A 16,346-nucleotide genomic window follows, 5' to 3' on the forward strand; every position below is an offset into this window, starting at 1 on the left:
CACGCGGCAGAAGAAGATGCCGGCAAGGCGCGGACAACGAAATCCTGTGCCGCGGCGCAGACCCAGTTCGGTTCGGCCATGCAGAAAGCGGCCCCTATGCTCATGGCAACCGGCATTGCCGTCATCACTGGAGCTTTCACCATGTCCCTGCAAGATTTCAAGGTGCTCACCTTCGACGTCGTCGGCACGCTGATCGATTTCGAGGGCGGCATGCTCGCCTACCTGCGCTCTGCCGTGCCCGAGGCCCGCGTGACGGACGAGGACTTCCTCGCCGCCTACCGCTATGCGCGCGCCGACGGCAAGGCCGGCTGGTACCCCGACGATCTGGAGCGCTGCTGGCACGCCATCGCGCCGAAACTCGGCCTGCCCGACACCGACGCGCTCGCGCAGGGCCTGCGCGATTCGGTGGCGCAGTGGCCGGCGTTCCCCGATTCGGTGGAAGCACTGAAGCGGCTCGGCAAGCGCTTCAAGCTGGTGACCATGACCAACGCGCAGCAGTGGGCGCTGGCCCATTTCGACAAGACGCTGGGCTCTCCCTTCGACATGCTGCTGAGCTGCGACGACGCGTTGTGCGAGAAGCCCGATGCACGCTACTTCGCCTACGCCCGCGGCCGCTTCGAAGGCGCCTGGGGTTACAAGCAGGCGGACAACCTGCACGTGGCGCAAAGCCAGTACCACGACATCGGCATCTCCAAGCAGCTGGGCATCACCACCTGCTGGATCGAACGGCGCCATGGGCAGAAGGGTTCGGGCGGCACGCTCGAGTCCAAGCACACCCAGCCCGACTACCACTTCCACACGCTGGCCGAGCTGGCCGATGCCGTCGAGGCCGGGCGTTGACGCTGCAGGCGATCGCCGCGCCGGTCGCCGACCTGCTGCCAGAACTGGTCGCGCTGCGGCGCGACCTGCATGCGCATCCGGAACTCGCGTTCGAGGAAAGGCGCACGGCCGGCGTGGTGGCTGCGGCCTTGCGGCTCCTCGGCCTCGAAGTGCATGAAGGGGTCGGAGGCACCGGCGTGGTCGGCACGCTGCGCTGCGGCAGCGGCGTGCGCAGCGTGGGCCTGCGCGCCGACATGGACGCGCTGCCGATGGTCGAGCTCGGGCGCGCCGCCCACGCCAGCCGCACGCCGGGCGTGCACCACGGCTGCGGGCACGACGGCCACACCAGCATGCTGATCGGCGCCGCGCGCCAGCTGGCGCGCTCGCGCCGCTTCGACGGCACGGTGCACTTCATCTTCCAGCCGGCCGAAGAGGGCAAGGGCGGTGCGCGCGCGATGATCGATGACGGCCTGTTCGAGCGCTTCCCCTGCGACAGCGTCTATGCGCTGCACAACTGGCCCGACCTGCCGCTGGGCCACGCGCAGACGCGGGCCGGCCCGATCATGGCCGCGGCCGACCGCTTCGACATCGTGCTGCGCGGCCGCGGCGGCCATGCGGCGCAGCCGCATCACACGCCCGACGCGATCCTCGCCGCGAGCCAGCTCGTCGCCCAGTTGCACACCATCGTCTCGCGCCGCATCGACCCCGGCGAATCGGCGGTGCTGTCGGTGACACGCATCGAAGGCGGCCACAGCCACAACGTGCTGCCCGCGGAGGTGTCGATCACCGGCACCGTGCGCAGCTTCGACGCCGCATCGCAGGACCGCATCGAGGCGGCGCTGCGCGCCACCGTCGACGGTGTGGCGCTGGCCAGCGGCACCCAGGCCGAAGTCAACTACGTGCGCTACTACCCGGCCACGGTCAATACCAGCGACGAGGCCGCCCTCGCGCTCGCCGCGGCCAACGCCATCGGCCTGCAAGCCGACACGGCGCCGCGCGCGGCCTTCACCTCGGAGGACTTCGCCTTCATGCTGAAGCGCCGGCCCGGCGCCTACCTGTGGCTGGGCCAGGGCCGCGCCGATCCGGGCCCGGAGGGCGATCGCGCGCTGCACCACCCCTGCTACGACTTCAACGACGATGCGCTGCCGCTGGGCGTGCGCTGGTTCTGCGAGGTGGCCGAGCGCGCCCTTGCCCCGGCAGCCGAACCCGCATCCCCTCCTCCTCTTTCCTCTTCATCCTCATGAGCATCACCGTTCTGCACCAATCGGCCACCATCGGCGGCCTGCAAGACCAGGGCGCGCCCGCGCGCCCGCTGAGCGAGCCGCCATGCCGCCTGCGCGGCATCGACGTCGAGCTGGCAGGCGCCGGCGGCAACAACAGCGGCATCTGGGAATGCGAACCCGGCCGCTTCGAACGCCAGCTGCCCAACGCCGAGGTCATGCACATCCTCGCGGGCGCCTGCACCTTCACGCCGACCGGCGGCGAGCCGCTTCAGATCCGCGCGGGTGACACGCTGTTCTTTCCGCAGCACACCACTGGCGAATGGCATGTGCATGAGACCCTGCGCAAGGTGTTTGTCGTGATGGCGATGTAGGGCCCGCCAGGCCCGGAGTGCATAGGATCTTGGCTCTGGACGCACGCCCGGTACGCGGTACGGGCCGTGCGACCCCAACCCAGCCCTCTCCCGGAGGGAGAGGGAGCAAGGCAGCAGCGTGTCCACGGTGGTGGGCGGTATGCCCTGTGCCGGCCGTTGAGGCACTGCCGAGCAGCGCAGCGGCAGGCGGATCAGGGCTCGCGGCTGTTTGAGCGAAGCGAGTTTGAGCGAGACCCCGCCTGGCGCGAGCAGCGCAGGGAAGCCCGAAGGGCCGGTGACGTCGGCCGGCACAGGGCACACCGCTCACCACCGCACCCGGACGCTCCAGCCAAGCCGCTTCAGGCCACCTGCTTCGCCAACTCGGAAGCGAACCTGCCGATCGAGAAGCTCTCGATCGGCGTCGAAGTGCGCCCGGTCGCGATCAGCTCGGCCATCGTCTCGCCCACGCCCGGGCTGATCGCGAAACCCTCGCCATTGAAGCCGAAGGCGTAGTGCAGGCCCGGCACGCGGGCGCTGGGGCCGATCACCGGCTGCCAGTCGCCGGTGTAGCCCTCGATGCCGCTCCACACGCGGATCAGCTGCACGTGCTCGAAGGCCGGCACCAGGCGTCGCAGCTCGCGCAGCTGGCGCAGCACGTTGTCCGGTTTCACGTAGGCCCGGATCAGGTCGGCATGGGCCGGCCCCTTGAGCCCGCCGCCGAAGACGATGTTGCCGCGCGCGATCTGGCGGAAGTACAGGCCTTCGTGCTCGATGGGCGATGAGACGCCGATCGACGGGCCGATGGCATAGGGCAGCGGCTCCGTCACGCCCATCTGCGGGCCGCGCGCGTCCATCGGCACGGCTTCGCCGAACTGCTCGGCCATGCGGTTCGACCAGGCACCGCAGGCCACCAGCAGTTGCGGCGCGCGAAAGCGCCGGCCGTCTGCCGTGTGCGCGACGAAGCCGGTGCCGTCGCGCTCGACGTGCATCACCTCGGCATGCTCGACGATGTTCGCGCCGGCGCGCCGGGCCGCGCGCGCGAAGGCCGGGCCGGCCAGACGCGGGTTGGCATGGCCATCGTTCGGCGAGAGCGAACCGCTCACCACCTCGGGCGCGAAGATGCCCCAGCGCCGGCGCAGCTGCCCGGCACTGAAGAGCTCCAGGTCGAGGCCCAGCGGCTTCACGTCCTTCGCATGCTGCTCCAGCACCGCGGCCTGCTTCTCGGTGTAGCAGACGCGCAGATGGCCGTAGGGCACGAACTCCAGGTCCTCGCCCAGCAGTTCCTTCACGCGGCCCCAGACGGCGCGCGCGCGATTGGCCAGCGGCATCTGCGCCAGCGCGCGGCCCTGGCGCCGCACATTGCCGAAGTTGGTGCCGCTGGCCTGGCGGCCCACCAGCTCGCGCTCGAGCAGCGTGACCGACAGGCCGTGCTCGCGGCGCAGGAAGAAGGCGGCGGTGGTGCCCATCAGGCCGCCGCCCAGTATCAGCACGTCGGTGTCATGTGTTCCCGGGCTCATGCCTGCACCTCGCGCGTATTCATCATCAGGGGCTTGACCGGCGCCTGCGTGCGCAGCCGTCCCACTTGCTCGACAGGAATACCGCAGGCCTGCGCCACGATCTCGGCCGACGCATGGCCGCAGAAGCGGCCCTGGCAGCGGCCCATGCCGACGCGGCTGAAGGCCTTGGCGCGGTTGACTTCGCGGCTGTCCATCTCGTTGACGCAACGCCGCAGTTCGCCGGCCGTCACGGCTTCGCAGCGGCACACCACCGCATCGTCGGGCAGTGCCGCGGCCTGCGCGTGCGGCCAGGGAAAGGCGCGCGCCAGGCCTTCGCGGAAGCGGTCCATCTGCGCCAGCGTGCGGCGCAGCGCGGCGGACTCGGCGTCGTACAGCACGCGGCCCGGCGCGTGACTCAGGTCGGCGAGCGCCGCCAGCGCGGCCAGCCGGCCGGCGGCCTCGGCGCCGTCGGCCCCGAGGATGCGGGCGCCGTCGCCGGCGAGGAAGACGCCCGGCGTGCTGCTGCGTCCGTCGGCATCGATGCGCGGCAGCCACTGCCGGCTCAGCGGCTCGAAGTCGAACTCGCAGCGCGCGAGATCGGCCAGTTGCGTCTCGGCGCGCAGATGCCAGCCCAGACCGACCGCATCGCATTCGAAGCGCTGCTCGCGTCCTTGGGCATCTCGCACGGCCACGGCCTGCACGCCGAGGTCATCGTCGCCGTCGATGCGAAGCGGCGTCACGCCCTGCAGCACCGGCACGCCGGCACGGCGCAGGCCGCGGATCAGCGCGAGGCCGCGCAGCGCGAGCCGTGGCCGCGCGAAGAGGCCGGCCACGGCGCCCCAGGGCTTGGCGGCCGGCGCAGTGTCGAGCACCGCCGCCACCTGCGCACCGGCCTGCACGTACTGCGACGCGACCAGGTACAGCAGCGGTCCGCTGCCGAGGAAGACGACGCGCGCGCCGATCGCGCAGGCCTGCGCCTTCAGTGCGATCTGCGAGGCGCCCAGGCTGTAGCAGCCGGCGCGCTGCCAGCCGGGCACGGGCATCAGGCGGTCGGTGGCGCCGGAACACACCAGCAGCGCATCGAAGGGCAGCGTCTGCGGCTCGCCCTCGCGCACCACGTGCAGCGCGCCTTCGCTCACATTCCAGGCCAGCGTATCGCTGCGGTAGTCGATTTGTCCGCGCAGCGCATCGAAATCGCGATGCAAGGCCTGCGCCTTCTCGGCTTCGGTGCCGTAGAGCTTGGCGTAGGGGCGCTTGAAGCCTTCGGGCTGGCGGCGGTAGATCTGGCCGCCGTCGCGCCGGCCTTCGTCGATGACGATGGGCCGCAGCCCGGCCTGCACAAGGGCCTGCGCCGCGCGCACGCCGGCGGGGCCGGCGCCGACCACGACGATGCGTGCGGGATGAGCGAGCGATGCAGGGCTCATGCTGCCGCCCCCGGGGCATGGCGCTGCAGGGATTGCAGCAGGTCCGGCGTCGCCGGCCAGTGCTGCGCGGGCGGCCGCGTGCACACCGACATGCCCGCCGTCACGGGGGTGGAGCAGGCGCGCAGGCGCTCGCCGGCCGGCGTCCACACCCAGCAGTCCTGGCAGGCGCCCATCAGGCAGAAGCCGGCCCGCGCCCCGTCGCCGAACTCGCTGTCGCGCACGCGCCGGCCGTGGGCGAGCAGCGCCACCAGCAGGGTGTCGCCGGCCAGCGCGGTGGCCGGCTGGCCGTCGATCTGCAGCATCAGCGTGGGTCTGTCGGTTTCGGCCAGCCGCACGAAGCGGGCGGGCGGATAAAAGCGAGGCGGGGTGTCGGGCATGGACGAAACGGAAGCGCCGTCAGCGCTGGTTGGGAAACAGCCGTTCGATCGGACAGTGCGTCTTGATGAACGGCGACTTGATGACGATGTAGCTGAAGTACTTCGCAATGCCGATGTTGCGTTCGAGCAGTTCCTCGATCACTTCCTGGTAGTGGTTGACGCCGCGCGTCAGGAAGCGCAGCAGGTAGTCGTAGCCGCCGCTCACCAGGTGGCATTCGAGCACCTCGTCGACCTCGCGGATGGCGGCCTCGAAGCGCACGAAGTCCTCGCGGTGGTGGTCGGACAGCGTGACCTCGGTGAACACGGTCAGCGTATCGCCGAGCTTCTCGAGCCGCAGGTGCGCACCGTAGCCGGCGATGTAGCCGGCCTGCTCCAGCCGCTTCACGCGGATCAGGCAGGGGCTGGGCGAGAGGCCCACCGCGTCCGCCAGGTCCACGTTGGTCATGCGCCCGTTCTTTTGCAACTGCGCCAGGATGCGCAGGTCGAGTCGGTCGATCTTGAAGGCTTCTGACATGGCGGCGCCGAAAAACGAAGAGAGCCCGATTCTGCGTCTGTCTCGATGGGTTGCGGGGCGGCGCGCGGGCTTTCGCTCAGGCGGCCAATGCGGCGCGAACGTCGGGCGCGTCGAGCACCTCGTCGAGCGTCTTTTTCAGCCGCGTGAACATCTGGGCGAACTCGTCTTCGGTGAAGGTGAGCGCCGGCGCGAAGCCGAGGATGTGGTCGCCGAAGGAGCGGAACACCAGGCCGTTGCGGTAGCCCGCGGCGAAGATGCGGTCGGACAAGCCCAGTGCGGCATCGAAGCCGCGCTTCGTGGCCTTGTCGCTCACCAGCTCCAACGCACCCAGCAGGCCGCGGTGGCGCGCATCGCCCACCAGCGGGTGCGCGCAGAGCGCGTCGAGCCCGGCCCCGAAATGGGCCGCGCCGCGCTGGCCGTTGGCGAGCACGCCGCCTTCCTCGTAGAGGCGCAACACCTCCAGCGCGACCGCGGCGCTGACCGGGTGCGCGGAGTACGTGGCGCCGTGGCCGACCGACGCGCCCGCCGGCACGCCGTCGGCAATGCCCGCATAGACCTGCTCCGACATCATCGTCGCGCCCATCGGCGCGTAGCCGGCGGTCAGGCCCTTGGCCATGGTCATCAGGTCGGGCTCCACGCCCTCGGCCTCGCACGCGAACATGGGGCCGGTGCGGCCGAAGCCGGTGATGACCTCGTCGACGACGAAGAGAATGCCGAGCTCGCGCGTGGCCTCGCGCATCGCCTTCAGCCAGCCCTTGGGCGGCACGATGACGCCGCCCGAGCCCTGGATCGGCTCGCAGAAGAAGGCGGCTACGTTGTCCGCGCCCAGCTCGGCCACCTTGGCGCGCAATGCGGCAACCGATGCTGCGATCAGCGCCTGCGGGTCGGCGCCGTCCGCATGGCGATACGCGTAGGGCGACGGGATGTAGTGCTGCGTGGGCAGCGGAAGGTCGAAGCCGCGGTGGAAGGCCGGCAGTGCGGTCAGGCCGGCGCCGGTGGACGAGGAGCCGTGGTAGCCGCGCTCCAGCGCGATGAACTGCTTCTTCGACGGCTTGCCGATCGCGTTGTGGTACTGCACGATGAAGCGCACCGCGGCATCGATCGCCTCGGAGCCGCCGAGCGTCAGGTACACGCGGGTCAGCGATGCCGGCGTGATCCGCACCAGCTTCTCGGCCAGGCGGATGGCCGGCTCGCTGCTGAAGTGGAAGTAGCCCGTCGCATAGGGAAGGCGGCGCATCTGCTCGGCCGCAGCCTGCACCACGCTCTCCTGCCCGTAGCCCACGTTCACGCACCACAGGCCGGCGAAGGCGTCGAGCAGTTCGTGGCCGTCGGCATCGGTGAGCCACGCGCCGCGGCCCGAGGCGAGCACGGTGGGGCCGCGCTGCTCGTGCACGCGCCAGGGCGAGACGGGATGGATCAGATGCGCGCGGTCGATCGCGTCGAGCGCGGCGTGGTGGGGCAATGCGGTGGGATGCGTCATGTCGGTGTCGGATGGAGCGAGAGCGAAGAGGCTTTCGATGGCCATCAGCTTAGGCGGCGCACCGCATCGGGTGGTGCTGCTTTGGGGTCCTCGCGCAAAGCAGGCTGCGGTTGTGCGAGTTGCTACAGCAGATCCTGCGGTGCGCACCGAGAACCGTTCGGGCTGAGCTTGTCGAAGCCGGTTCAACGCAAGCCCTTCGACAAGCTCAGGGCGAGCGGTGTGGGTGGATCTCAGGGCGAACGTGCATCTCGAACGGTGCGGGTGAATCTCAATACCCGCGAGCCCGATCGACCAGGCCGAGCATCGGTTCGCCTGCCTCGAAGCGCTGCAGGTTGTCGAGCACCACCTCTGCCGCACTCAGCGGCTGCGTCATGCTCGCGATGTGCGGCGTGAGCTGGATGTTCGGATGGCGCCAGAAAGCATGCTCCGGCGGCAGCGGCTCGGGGTCGGTCACGTCGAGCACGGCATCGCCGATCTGCCCGCTGGCCAATGCGGCCAGCAGATCGGCATCGATCAGCTGCGGCCCGCGGCCCACGTGCACCAGCCCTGCGCCTTCAGGCAGCATCGAGAACAGCCGGGCATCGAGAAAACCGCGCGTCGAATCGGTGAGCGGCAGCAGGCACACGAGGATCTCGGTGCGCGCGAGGAAGGACTGCAGCTCGTCGGTGCCCGCATGGCAGCGTACGCCGTCGAGCGCATGCCGCGAGCGGCTCCATCCCGCGCAATCGAAACCCAGGCCGACGAGCTGCGCCAGCACGGCCTGGCCGAGCGAGCCGAGCCCGAGCACGCCGATGCTCCGCTCGCCAGCGGGCCGCACTGGCAGCGGGCGCCACTGGGCCTCCTGCTGCTGGCGACGGTAGCGCGGCATGTCGCGATGCAGGCCGAGCACCGCATGCGTGACGTACTCCACCATGCCGCGCAGGATGCCGGGCTCCACCATGCGCACCACCGGCAGTGCGGCCGGCAATGCCGCGAAGTCGAACTGGTCGACGCCTGCGCCGGAGGAGAACAGCACCTCGAGATTCGGAAAGCGCTCGGCCAGATCCTCCGGCGGCTCCCAGGCCGCAAGAAAGCGCACCTGCGCGGGTTCGCCGATGTCGGGCCAGATGCGGAAGTCGATCTCGGGTGCGCGGCGCCGGAACACCTCGGCCCACTGGCGGCCGCGCACCGGGTCGGACTTGTAGAGGAAGGTGGTCGCGCCCATCGCCATCAACCGACGGCTTGGGTCACGATCGCGAACAGCGCCGGCCCGCCCGGCGGCGTGGCGAGCGGCGCACCGCGCACCATCGTCGTCGGCGCGTCCACGCGCAAGAGGCCGATGCTCTCGAGCCATTCGGCCAGCCCGCTCGCGAAGTCGATGTCGATGCGCGTGAAGTGGCCGGCGTTCAGGCCGGCGAGATGCGCGATCAGCGCCTTCGCGCCTTCGGCATCGGGCGCGACCACGGGGCCGATCGCATGCCCGCGCCCGAAGCGGCGCAGCATCGCGAAGCCGCGCGGCTCGTTGTCATGGTCGAGCACCACGCAGGCGTCGGCGCTGGCCAGCAGATCGGCGATCAGCGCATCCCGCGGCATGCCGCGTGCCGCTGCGTCGAGCGCCTGCAAGGCCGGCGCCTCGTGCAGGCCGGCGGGCCGCAGGCGCCAGCCGGGCGGCAGCGCGACCAGCGGCGCCGGCTGCGCTGTGCCCTGGTGCTGGCGCAGCTCGCCGGTGCGCACGAAGCCCAGCCGTTCGTACAGGCCGCGCCCGTCGGCGGTCGCATGCAGCAGCACCGTGTGCGCGTCCAGGCCTTCGAGCAGCGCGCTCATGAGCCGGTGGCCGAGGCGGCGACCCTGGCAGGCCGGCGCCACGATCACGAGGCCGATGGTGGCGTGACGCTCGCCCCAGCGCCAGCGCAGCGCGGTGGCGACGAGCTCGCCGTCGCGCTCGGCGACGATGCCCTCGGCATGCGCGAACACCTGCTCCCAGTCCGCGGGGCGGTGCGGCCAGCGCAGCTCCGCCGTCAGTGCATGTGCGAGCGGCAGGTCCGCGGCGGTCATTGGTCTCAGCACCACGCCGTCGAGAGCAGGTGCATTCGGTGTCTGGGCAGGCATCGGGAAGGTCTTTTTGCAGCGAAAAGGCAGGTCATCTTGGACGACATCCGCGCCTTTCGCCAGACCCAATTCGCGCTTCGCCGCAACTTGCAAGCTTCGCCTGTCGCGGCCCCGGGTTTCGCAATTCGATGCGGCAGCGCGCGCGCTTACGCACACAAATGCCGCGCCAACCTGCCTAGCATCGAGCGCCGTTTCGCGACCTCGCGTTTCGGCAACAGATTGCCATCGAAAGTCCACCATGCAAGTCTTCGACCCGCGACAGATCCACCTGCCCTCGGGCCATTTCATCGGCGGACGCCTGGTCCCCGATGGCGGCCGCATGGTCGTGCAGCGGCCCTCCGACGGCCAGCCGCATGCCGAGCTTCCGCTGGCCGATGCGGCCACCGTGGACGCTGCCGTGCACGATGCCTGGAGCGCGTGGCGCGCGAGCGACTGGGCACGCCGCGCGCCGCGCGAACGCGCGCGCGTGCTGCGCCGCTGGGCCGATCTGATCGAAGCCGACGCGGCGCGGCTCGGGCCGCTGGAGGCCGTGTGCTCCACGCGGCCGGTGCGCGACGCCATCGCCTGGGACGTACCGTTCACGGCCGAAGGCCTGCGCTTCTTCGCCGAGTACGCGGACAAGCTCGGCGGCGAGGTCGCGGCCACGCGCCACGATCATCTGGGGATGGTGGTGGCCGAACCCTATGGTGTGGTCGGCGCCATCACGCCGTGGAATTTCCCGCTGGTCATGGTGTCGTGGAAGGTCGGCGCCGCGCTGGCCGCCGGCAACGCGGTGGTGCTCAAGCCCTCGGAACTGACGCCCTTCTCCGCTCTGCGGCTGGCCGAGCTGGCCGTCGAGGCCGGCGTGCCGCCCGGCCTCTTCAACGTCGTGCAGGGCGATGGCCGCACCACGGGCGACGCGCTCTCGCGGCATCCGCTGATCTCGAAAATGACCTTCACCGGCTCCACCCGCACGGGCGCCGCCATCATGGCCGCCTGCGCCCTGACCGGCCCCAAGCCGGTGACGCTGGAGCTGGGCGGCAAGAGCCCGCAGCTGGTGTTCGACGATGCGCCCGATGTGGACCGCCTGGCCGGCATGATCGCCGGCGCGATCACCGGCAACGCGGGCCAGGTGTGCGTGGCCGGTTCGCGGCTGATCGTGCAGCGCGGCATCGCCGATGCGCTGGTCGAAGGCATCGCCGCGCGCTTCGAAGCGCTGCGCCCGGGCGCGACCTGGGACGACGCGGCCACGCTGCCGCCCATCATCTCGGCGCTGCAGGCCGGGCGCATCCAGGACGTCGTCGATCGCTCGCGCGAGGCCGGCGGCCGCATGCGCTGCGGCGGCGGCCTGTTCGACGGCGGCCCCGGCGGCGCCTACTTCCGGCCCACGCTGATCGAGGGCGTGGACGCGGCCAACCCGGCCGTGCAGGAAGAGATCTTCGGGCCGGTGCTCACGGTGCAGACCTTCGGCGACGAAGAGGAAGGCCTGGCGCTGGCCGCCCACGAACACTACGGCCTGGCGGCCGGCGTGCACACCGCCGACATCGGCCGCGCGCTGCGCGCGATGCGCGGCATCTCCGCCGGCACCGTCTGGATCAACCGCTACGGGCGCAGCGCCGACTTCGTCATCCCCACCGGCGGCTACCACCAGTCGGGCATCGGCAAGGACCTGGGCCGCCAGGCGGTCGAGGCCAACCTCCGCTTCAAAAGCGTGCTGATCGACTTCGCCGCGACGCACTGAGGTGCGCGGCTGCACACGCGAGGGGCAGACCGCACGGCATGCCGCCGCACCCCCTCCAAACCGCAGCTTTCGTGCGCCTGGCGCCCCATTTCCCTACAACCCGAGCGCTTGTGCGTGCTGCAATCGCTTCGTAATGAGTTTGTCGCATTTGCCATCCAAGGAACCGAGACCATCATGAGCTTCCGTCCCAAGTACATCACCTTCGACTGCTACGGCACCCTCACGCGCTTTCGCATGGGCGACATGGCGCGCGACATGTTCGCCGACCGCATCCCGGCCGAGCGCATGGAGCAGTTCATCGCCGACTTCACGGCCTACCGTTTCGACGAGGTGCTGGGCGACTGGCAGCCCTACGAAGTGGTGCTGAAGAACGCGGTGCGGCGGCTGTGCAAGAAGTGGAAGCTCCAGTACCTGGACCACGAAGCCCAGAAGTACTACGACGCGGTGCCCACCTGGGCGCCGCATGCGGACGTGCCCGCCGGCCTCGCCAAGGTCGCCAAGGAGATCCCGCTGGTGATCCTCTCGAACGCCTCGGACAACCAGATCCAGAAGAACGTGGCCATGCTCGGCGCGCCCTTCCATCGCGTCTACACCGCGCAGCAGGCCCAGGCCTACAAGCCGCGCCTGCAGGCCTTCGAATACATGCTCGACTCGCTGGGCTGCAACCCCGAAGACGTGCTGCACGTGTCCTCCAGCCTGCGCTACGACCTGATGTCGGCGGACGACCTGGGCATCGTCAACAAGGTGTTCGTCAACCGCGGCCACGGCCCGGGCAATCCGGCCTACCGCTACGTCGAGATCAAGGACATCGGCGGCCTGCCCGGCGTCGTGGGTCTCTGATCTTCTCCAGCCGCCGCACGCCATGAAGCTCGACTCCTACTGGACCGATTCGGCGCCCGCCTTCGTTCCGCGCTCGTGCGAGCTGCCGGCGCAGGTCGACGTCGCGATCGTGGGCGGCGGCTTCACGGGCCTGTCGGCGGCGCTGGCGCTGGCCAAGCGCGGCGCCACCGTGGCGGTGCTGGAGGCCGGCGAGCGCGTCGCTGCCGAGGCCTCGGGGCGCAACGGCGGCCATGTCAACAACGGGCTGGCGGTGGACTACGCCGAAGTCGCCGCCAAGGTCGGCGTCGAGCGCGCCCGTGCCTGGTACCGCGCCTACGACGACGCGGTGGACACGGTCGCGCGGCTGGTGCGCGACGAAGCCATCGCCTGCGACTTCCTGCGAAACGGCAAGCTCAAGCTCGCGACGCGGCCGAACCAGATGGCCGCGCTCGAACGCAGCGCCGAGCGCCTCATCGCCGACGGCGTGGACAGCGAGGTCGAGATCCTCGGCGCGGCGCGCGTGCACGCCGAGGTGCAGAGCGAGCGCTTCCACGGCGGCCTGCTCTACAAGCGCAGCGGCCAGATGCACATGGGCCGCTTCGCCCAGGGCCTGGCCGCGGCGGCCGAGCGCAGCGGCGCGCAGATCCACACCGGCACCAGCGTGCGCCGCCTCGAGCGCCTGGGCCAAGGCCATGCGCACCGGCTGCACACCGAGCGCGGCACCGTCAGCGCGCAGCAGGTGCTGCTGGCCACGGGCGCCACGCGCCACGGCGGCTATGGCAGCTTCGGCTGGCTGCGCCGCCGCATCGTGCCGATCGGCAGCTTCATCGTCGTCACCGAGCCGCTCGGCGCCGACCGCGCGCAGGCCCTGCTCTCGGCCCGGCGCACCTACGTGACGGTGGCCAACATCCACCACTACTTCCGGCTCACCGCCGACCACCGGCTGGTGTTCGGCGGGCGCGCGCGCTTCGCGGTCTCGAGCCCGCAGACCGATGCCGCAAGCGGCGAGATCCTGCGCGCGGGACTGGCCGAAACCTTCCCGCAGCTCGGCGCCGTGCGGCTCGACTACTGCTGGGGCGGCCTGGTCGACATGACGCAGGACCGCCTGCCCCACGCCGGCGAGCGCAACGGCCTCTACTACGCGATGGGCTACAGCGGCCACGGCACGCAGATGTCGGTCCACATGGGCGAGCGCATGGCCGCCGTGATGGGCGGCGACGCGCTCGCCAACCCCTGGCAGGGCCGCGACTGGCCCGCCATTCCCGGCCACTTCGGCCCGCCGTGGTTCCTGCCGGCGATCGGCCTCTACTACACGCTCAAGGACAGGTTGGCCTGAGCGCCTTTTCTTCATCGACAACCAGAGGAGTACCCCACCATGAGCGACAGCAGCAGCAACAAAAGCTTCGAAAACCTCGTCGGTCCCGGCGAAAGCCTTCGCGTGATGGAGTCGCTCCGGCGCGGCGCCACGCGGCGCGACATCCTCTCGATGCTGATGGCCGGCGGCATGCAGGCCACACTGGCCGGCGGCATCGCGGGCGTGGCGATGTCCGCGCATGCGCAGACGCCCAGGAAGGGCGGGCGCATCCGCGTGGCCGGCGCGACCGCCGCCGCGACCGACACGCTCGATCCGGCCAAGCAGTCGAACCAGACCGACTACTCGCGCGGCAACATGATCTACAACGGCCTGACCTCGCTGGACGGCAGCCTGACGCCGCAGCCCGCGCTGGCCGAATCGTTCACGACCAAGGACGCCAAGACCTGGGTCTTCACGCTGCGCAAGGGCGTGACCTTCCACGACGGCAAGGCGCTCTCGCCCGCCGACGTCGTGTTCTCGGTGATGCGCCACAAGGACCCGGCCACGGCGTCGAAGGCCAAGGTGCTCGCCGACCAGATCGACAGCGCCAAGGCCACCGGCCCGAACGAAGTGACCTTCGTGCTCAGCGCGCCGAACGCGGACCTGCCGGTGATCCTGGGCACCTTCCACTTCCACATCGTCAAGGAAGGCACCACCGACTTCAACGCCGGCATCGGCACCGGCCCCTACAAGCTCAAGGAGTTCAAGCCCGGCGTGCGTTCGCTGATGGTACGCAACGAGGCCTACTGGAAGCCGGGCAAGCCCTACCTCGACGAGATCGAGTTCGTGGGCATCGGCGACGAGAGCGCGCGCGTCAATGCGCTCTTGTCCGGCGGCATGGACCTGGTGGGCTCGGTCAATCCGCGCTCGGTGGAGCGCGTGAAGAGTACGCCCGGCTTCGGGATCTTCGTCACCCAGTCCGGCCAGTACTCCGATCTCGTGATGCGCAAGGACGTGGGGCCCGGCACCAACCCGGACTTCGTGCTCGGGATGAAGCACCTCTTCGACCGCGAGCAGATGAAGAAGACCATCGCGCTCGACTATGCGGTGGTCGCCAACGACCAGCCGATCGATCCGACCAACCGCTTCTACTTCGCCGGCCTGCCGCAGCGCCCCTTCGACCTCGACAAGGCCAAGTTCCACCTGCAGAAGTCCGGCGTCACCGGCAAGGTGCCGATGGTGGCATCGCCGGCCGCGCTCTACTCGGTGGAGATGGCCTTGTTGCTGCAGCAGACGGCGCAGCGCGCGGGGTTGGAGATCGACATCAAGCGAATGCCGGCCGACGGCTACTGGTCGAACCACTGGCTCAACAGCCATGTGGGCTTCGGCAACGTCAACCCGCGCCCGAGCGCCGACGTGCTGCTGACGCAGTTCTTCCAGTCGGGCGCGGCCTGGAACGAGTCGCGCTGGAAGAACGAGAAGTTCGACCAGCTGCTCTTGGCTTCGCGCGCCGAGACCGACCTGGCCAAGCGCAAGCAGATGTACGCCGACATGCAGACCATGATCCACCAGGATGCCGGCATCGGCATCCCGCTGTTCCTCGCCAGCATCGACGGCCACACGTCCAAGCTCAAGGGCCTGTCGCCCATCCCTCTGGGCGGCCTGATGGGCTACAACTTCGCCGAGAACGTATGGCTGGAGGCATGACGCCTCCCCGGCCGTTCGCCTCGCCCCACGGAGCACCGAGATGAACCATGTAATCCTCAAGCTTCTTGCCCAGCGCATCGCGCTGGCGCTGCTGTCGTTGCTGGCGGTGTCGGTGATCGTCTTCTCGATCACCGCGGTGCTGCCCGGCGATGCCGCGCAGGAACAGCTCGGGCAGGACGCCACGCCCGAGGCTGTCGCCGCGCTGCGCGCGCAGATGGGCCTGGACGTGCCGGCGCCCCAACGCTACGCGAAGTGGCTTCTCGGTATGGTGACGGGCGACCCCGGCCGCTCGGCCACGACGCAGATGCCGGTGGCCGAGCTGGTCGCCAGCCGGCTGCCCAATTCGCTGCTGCTCGCGGCGGTGACGGCCCTGTTCTCGGTGCCGATCGCGCTCGCGCTCGGCATCGCCTCGGCGGTGTGGCGCGGCTCCTGGTTCGACCGCGCCGCCTCGACGACGGCGGTGGGCGTGGTGTCGGTGCCGGAGTTCCTGGTCGCAACCCTCGCGGTGCTGGTCTTCGCGGTCCAGCTGCGCTGGCTGCCGGCGCTCTCCTTCGTCAACGACATCGAGTCGCTGGGCCAGTTGCTGCGCGCCTTCGCCATGCCGGTGCTGGTGCTGTGCTGCGTGATCGTCGCGCAGATGATGCGCATGACCCGCGCCGCGGTGATCGACCAGCTCGAGGCGCCCTACATCGAGATGGTGCGGCTCAAGGGCGCCTCGCCGATGCGCATGGTGCTGGCGCATGCGCTGCCCAATGCGGTAGGGCCGATCGCCAACGCCGTGGCGCTGAGCCTGTCTTACCTGCTCGGCGGCGTGATCATCGTCGAGACCATCTTCAACTACCCGGGCATCGCCAAGCTGATGGTCGACGGCGTCTCGCAGCGCGACATGCCGCTGGTGCAGACCTGCGCCATGATCTTCTGCTGCGCCTACCTGATCCTGGTGACGACGGCCGACATCTGCGGCATCCTCGCCAACCCGCGGCTGCGGCACCGTTGAGGCCAGTTCCATGGAAACCTCCACCTCCACCTCCACCT

At 70.2% G+C, this 16,346-nt stretch carries 15 protein-coding genes; 8 read left to right on the forward strand and 7 right to left on the reverse strand.

What is annotated here, in order from left to right; all coding sequences use genetic code 11:
* Positions 1-141 precede the first annotated feature (141 nt).
* The 3 genes from ACSQ9A_RS22415 to ACSQ9A_RS22425 are packed head-to-tail and all read left to right on the forward strand — an operon-like array spanning position 142 to position 2,413.
* Positions 142-840 carry an HAD-IA family hydrolase gene (locus ACSQ9A_RS22415; RefSeq protein WP_436293259.1) on the forward strand — a complete coding sequence of 233 codons (699 nt, stop codon included), beginning with the start codon at positions 142-144 and terminating at the stop codon, positions 838-840.
* The gene (locus ACSQ9A_RS22420; protein ID WP_436305226.1) at positions 837-2,063 is read left to right on the forward strand and encodes a M20 aminoacylase family protein; all 1,227 of its coding nucleotides are present in this window, start codon (positions 837-839) and stop codon (positions 2,061-2,063) included. The genes ACSQ9A_RS22415 and ACSQ9A_RS22420 overlap by 4 nt, the downstream gene beginning before the upstream one ends.
* A complete protein-coding gene (locus ACSQ9A_RS22425) occupies positions 2,060-2,413 on the forward strand; it encodes a cupin domain-containing protein (RefSeq protein WP_436305227.1) in 354 nt (117 codons plus the stop codon). Before ACSQ9A_RS22420 ends, ACSQ9A_RS22425 begins: the two co-directional genes overlap by 4 nt.
* Before the next feature lie 338 nt (positions 2,414-2,751).
* Here the strand turns inward: ACSQ9A_RS22425 and ACSQ9A_RS22430 are convergent, their stop codons facing one another.
* The 7 genes from ACSQ9A_RS22430 to ACSQ9A_RS22460 all read right to left on the reverse strand — a co-directional run bounded on the left by ACSQ9A_RS22430 (position 2,752) and on the right by ACSQ9A_RS22460 (position 9,771).
* Complete coding sequence (locus tag ACSQ9A_RS22430; protein ID WP_436305229.1) at positions 2,752-3,909, reverse strand: NAD(P)/FAD-dependent oxidoreductase; 1,158 nt, start codon at positions 3,907-3,909, stop codon at positions 2,752-2,754.
* A complete protein-coding gene (locus ACSQ9A_RS22435) occupies positions 3,906-5,312 on the reverse strand; it encodes an FAD-dependent oxidoreductase (RefSeq protein ID WP_436305230.1) in 1,407 nt (468 codons plus the stop codon). The genes ACSQ9A_RS22430 and ACSQ9A_RS22435 overlap by 4 nt, the downstream gene beginning before the upstream one ends.
* On the reverse strand, positions 5,309-5,689 hold the full coding sequence (locus ACSQ9A_RS22440; protein ID WP_436305231.1) for a (2Fe-2S)-binding protein: 381 nt from the start codon (positions 5,687-5,689) through the stop codon (positions 5,309-5,311). Before ACSQ9A_RS22440 ends, ACSQ9A_RS22435 begins: the two co-directional genes overlap by 4 nt.
* Positions 5,690-5,708: 19 nt before the next feature.
* A complete protein-coding gene (locus tag ACSQ9A_RS22445) occupies positions 5,709-6,203 on the reverse strand; it encodes an Lrp/AsnC family transcriptional regulator (RefSeq protein WP_093112344.1) in 495 nt (164 codons plus the stop codon).
* A 76-nt stretch (positions 6,204-6,279) separates the two neighbouring features.
* Complete coding sequence (locus ACSQ9A_RS22450; RefSeq protein ID WP_436305232.1) at positions 6,280-7,683, reverse strand: aspartate aminotransferase family protein; 1,404 nt, start codon at positions 7,681-7,683, stop codon at positions 6,280-6,282.
* Between the two features lie 268 nt (positions 7,684-7,951).
* On the reverse strand, positions 7,952-8,887 hold the full coding sequence (locus ACSQ9A_RS22455; protein WP_436305233.1) for a 2-hydroxyacid dehydrogenase: 936 nt from the start codon (positions 8,885-8,887) through the stop codon (positions 7,952-7,954).
* 5 nt (positions 8,888-8,892) lie between these two features.
* Positions 8,893-9,771: a GNAT family N-acetyltransferase gene (locus tag ACSQ9A_RS22460; RefSeq protein ID WP_436305234.1), complete on the reverse strand. Its 879-nt coding sequence runs from the start codon at positions 9,769-9,771 to the stop codon at positions 8,893-8,895.
* Between the two features lie 238 nt (positions 9,772-10,009).
* On the opposite strand from ACSQ9A_RS22460, the gene ACSQ9A_RS22465 reads away from it, so the two are divergent.
* The 5 genes from ACSQ9A_RS22465 to ACSQ9A_RS22485 all read left to right on the forward strand — a co-directional run bounded on the left by ACSQ9A_RS22465 (position 10,010) and on the right by ACSQ9A_RS22485 (position 16,308).
* Positions 10,010-11,491 (forward strand): aldehyde dehydrogenase family protein, encoded by a 1,482-nt coding sequence (locus ACSQ9A_RS22465; protein ID WP_436305235.1) that lies wholly within the window; start codon positions 10,010-10,012, stop codon positions 11,489-11,491.
* A 174-nt stretch (positions 11,492-11,665) separates the two neighbouring features.
* A complete protein-coding gene (locus ACSQ9A_RS22470; protein ID WP_436305236.1) occupies positions 11,666-12,331 on the forward strand; it encodes a haloacid dehalogenase type II in 666 nt (221 codons plus the stop codon).
* Positions 12,332-12,353: 22 nt separating this feature from the next.
* Entirely contained in the window at positions 12,354-13,646 is a 1,293-nt protein-coding gene (locus ACSQ9A_RS22475; RefSeq protein ID WP_436305237.1) for an NAD(P)/FAD-dependent oxidoreductase, read from the forward strand.
* Between the two features lie 39 nt (positions 13,647-13,685).
* Positions 13,686-15,311, forward strand: coding sequence for an ABC transporter substrate-binding protein (locus ACSQ9A_RS22480; protein WP_436305238.1), 1,626 nt, complete (start codon positions 13,686-13,688; stop codon positions 15,309-15,311).
* 40 nt (positions 15,312-15,351) lie between these two features.
* Positions 15,352-16,308: an ABC transporter permease gene (locus tag ACSQ9A_RS22485; RefSeq protein WP_436295090.1), complete on the forward strand. Its 957-nt coding sequence runs from the start codon at positions 15,352-15,354 to the stop codon at positions 16,306-16,308.
* The last annotated feature ends 38 nt before the right edge of the window (positions 16,309-16,346 follow it).

The organism is Variovorax sp. LjRoot290, from assembly GCF_964253985.1.
Taxonomy (GTDB): Bacteria; Pseudomonadota; Gammaproteobacteria; order Burkholderiales; family Burkholderiaceae_C; genus Variovorax.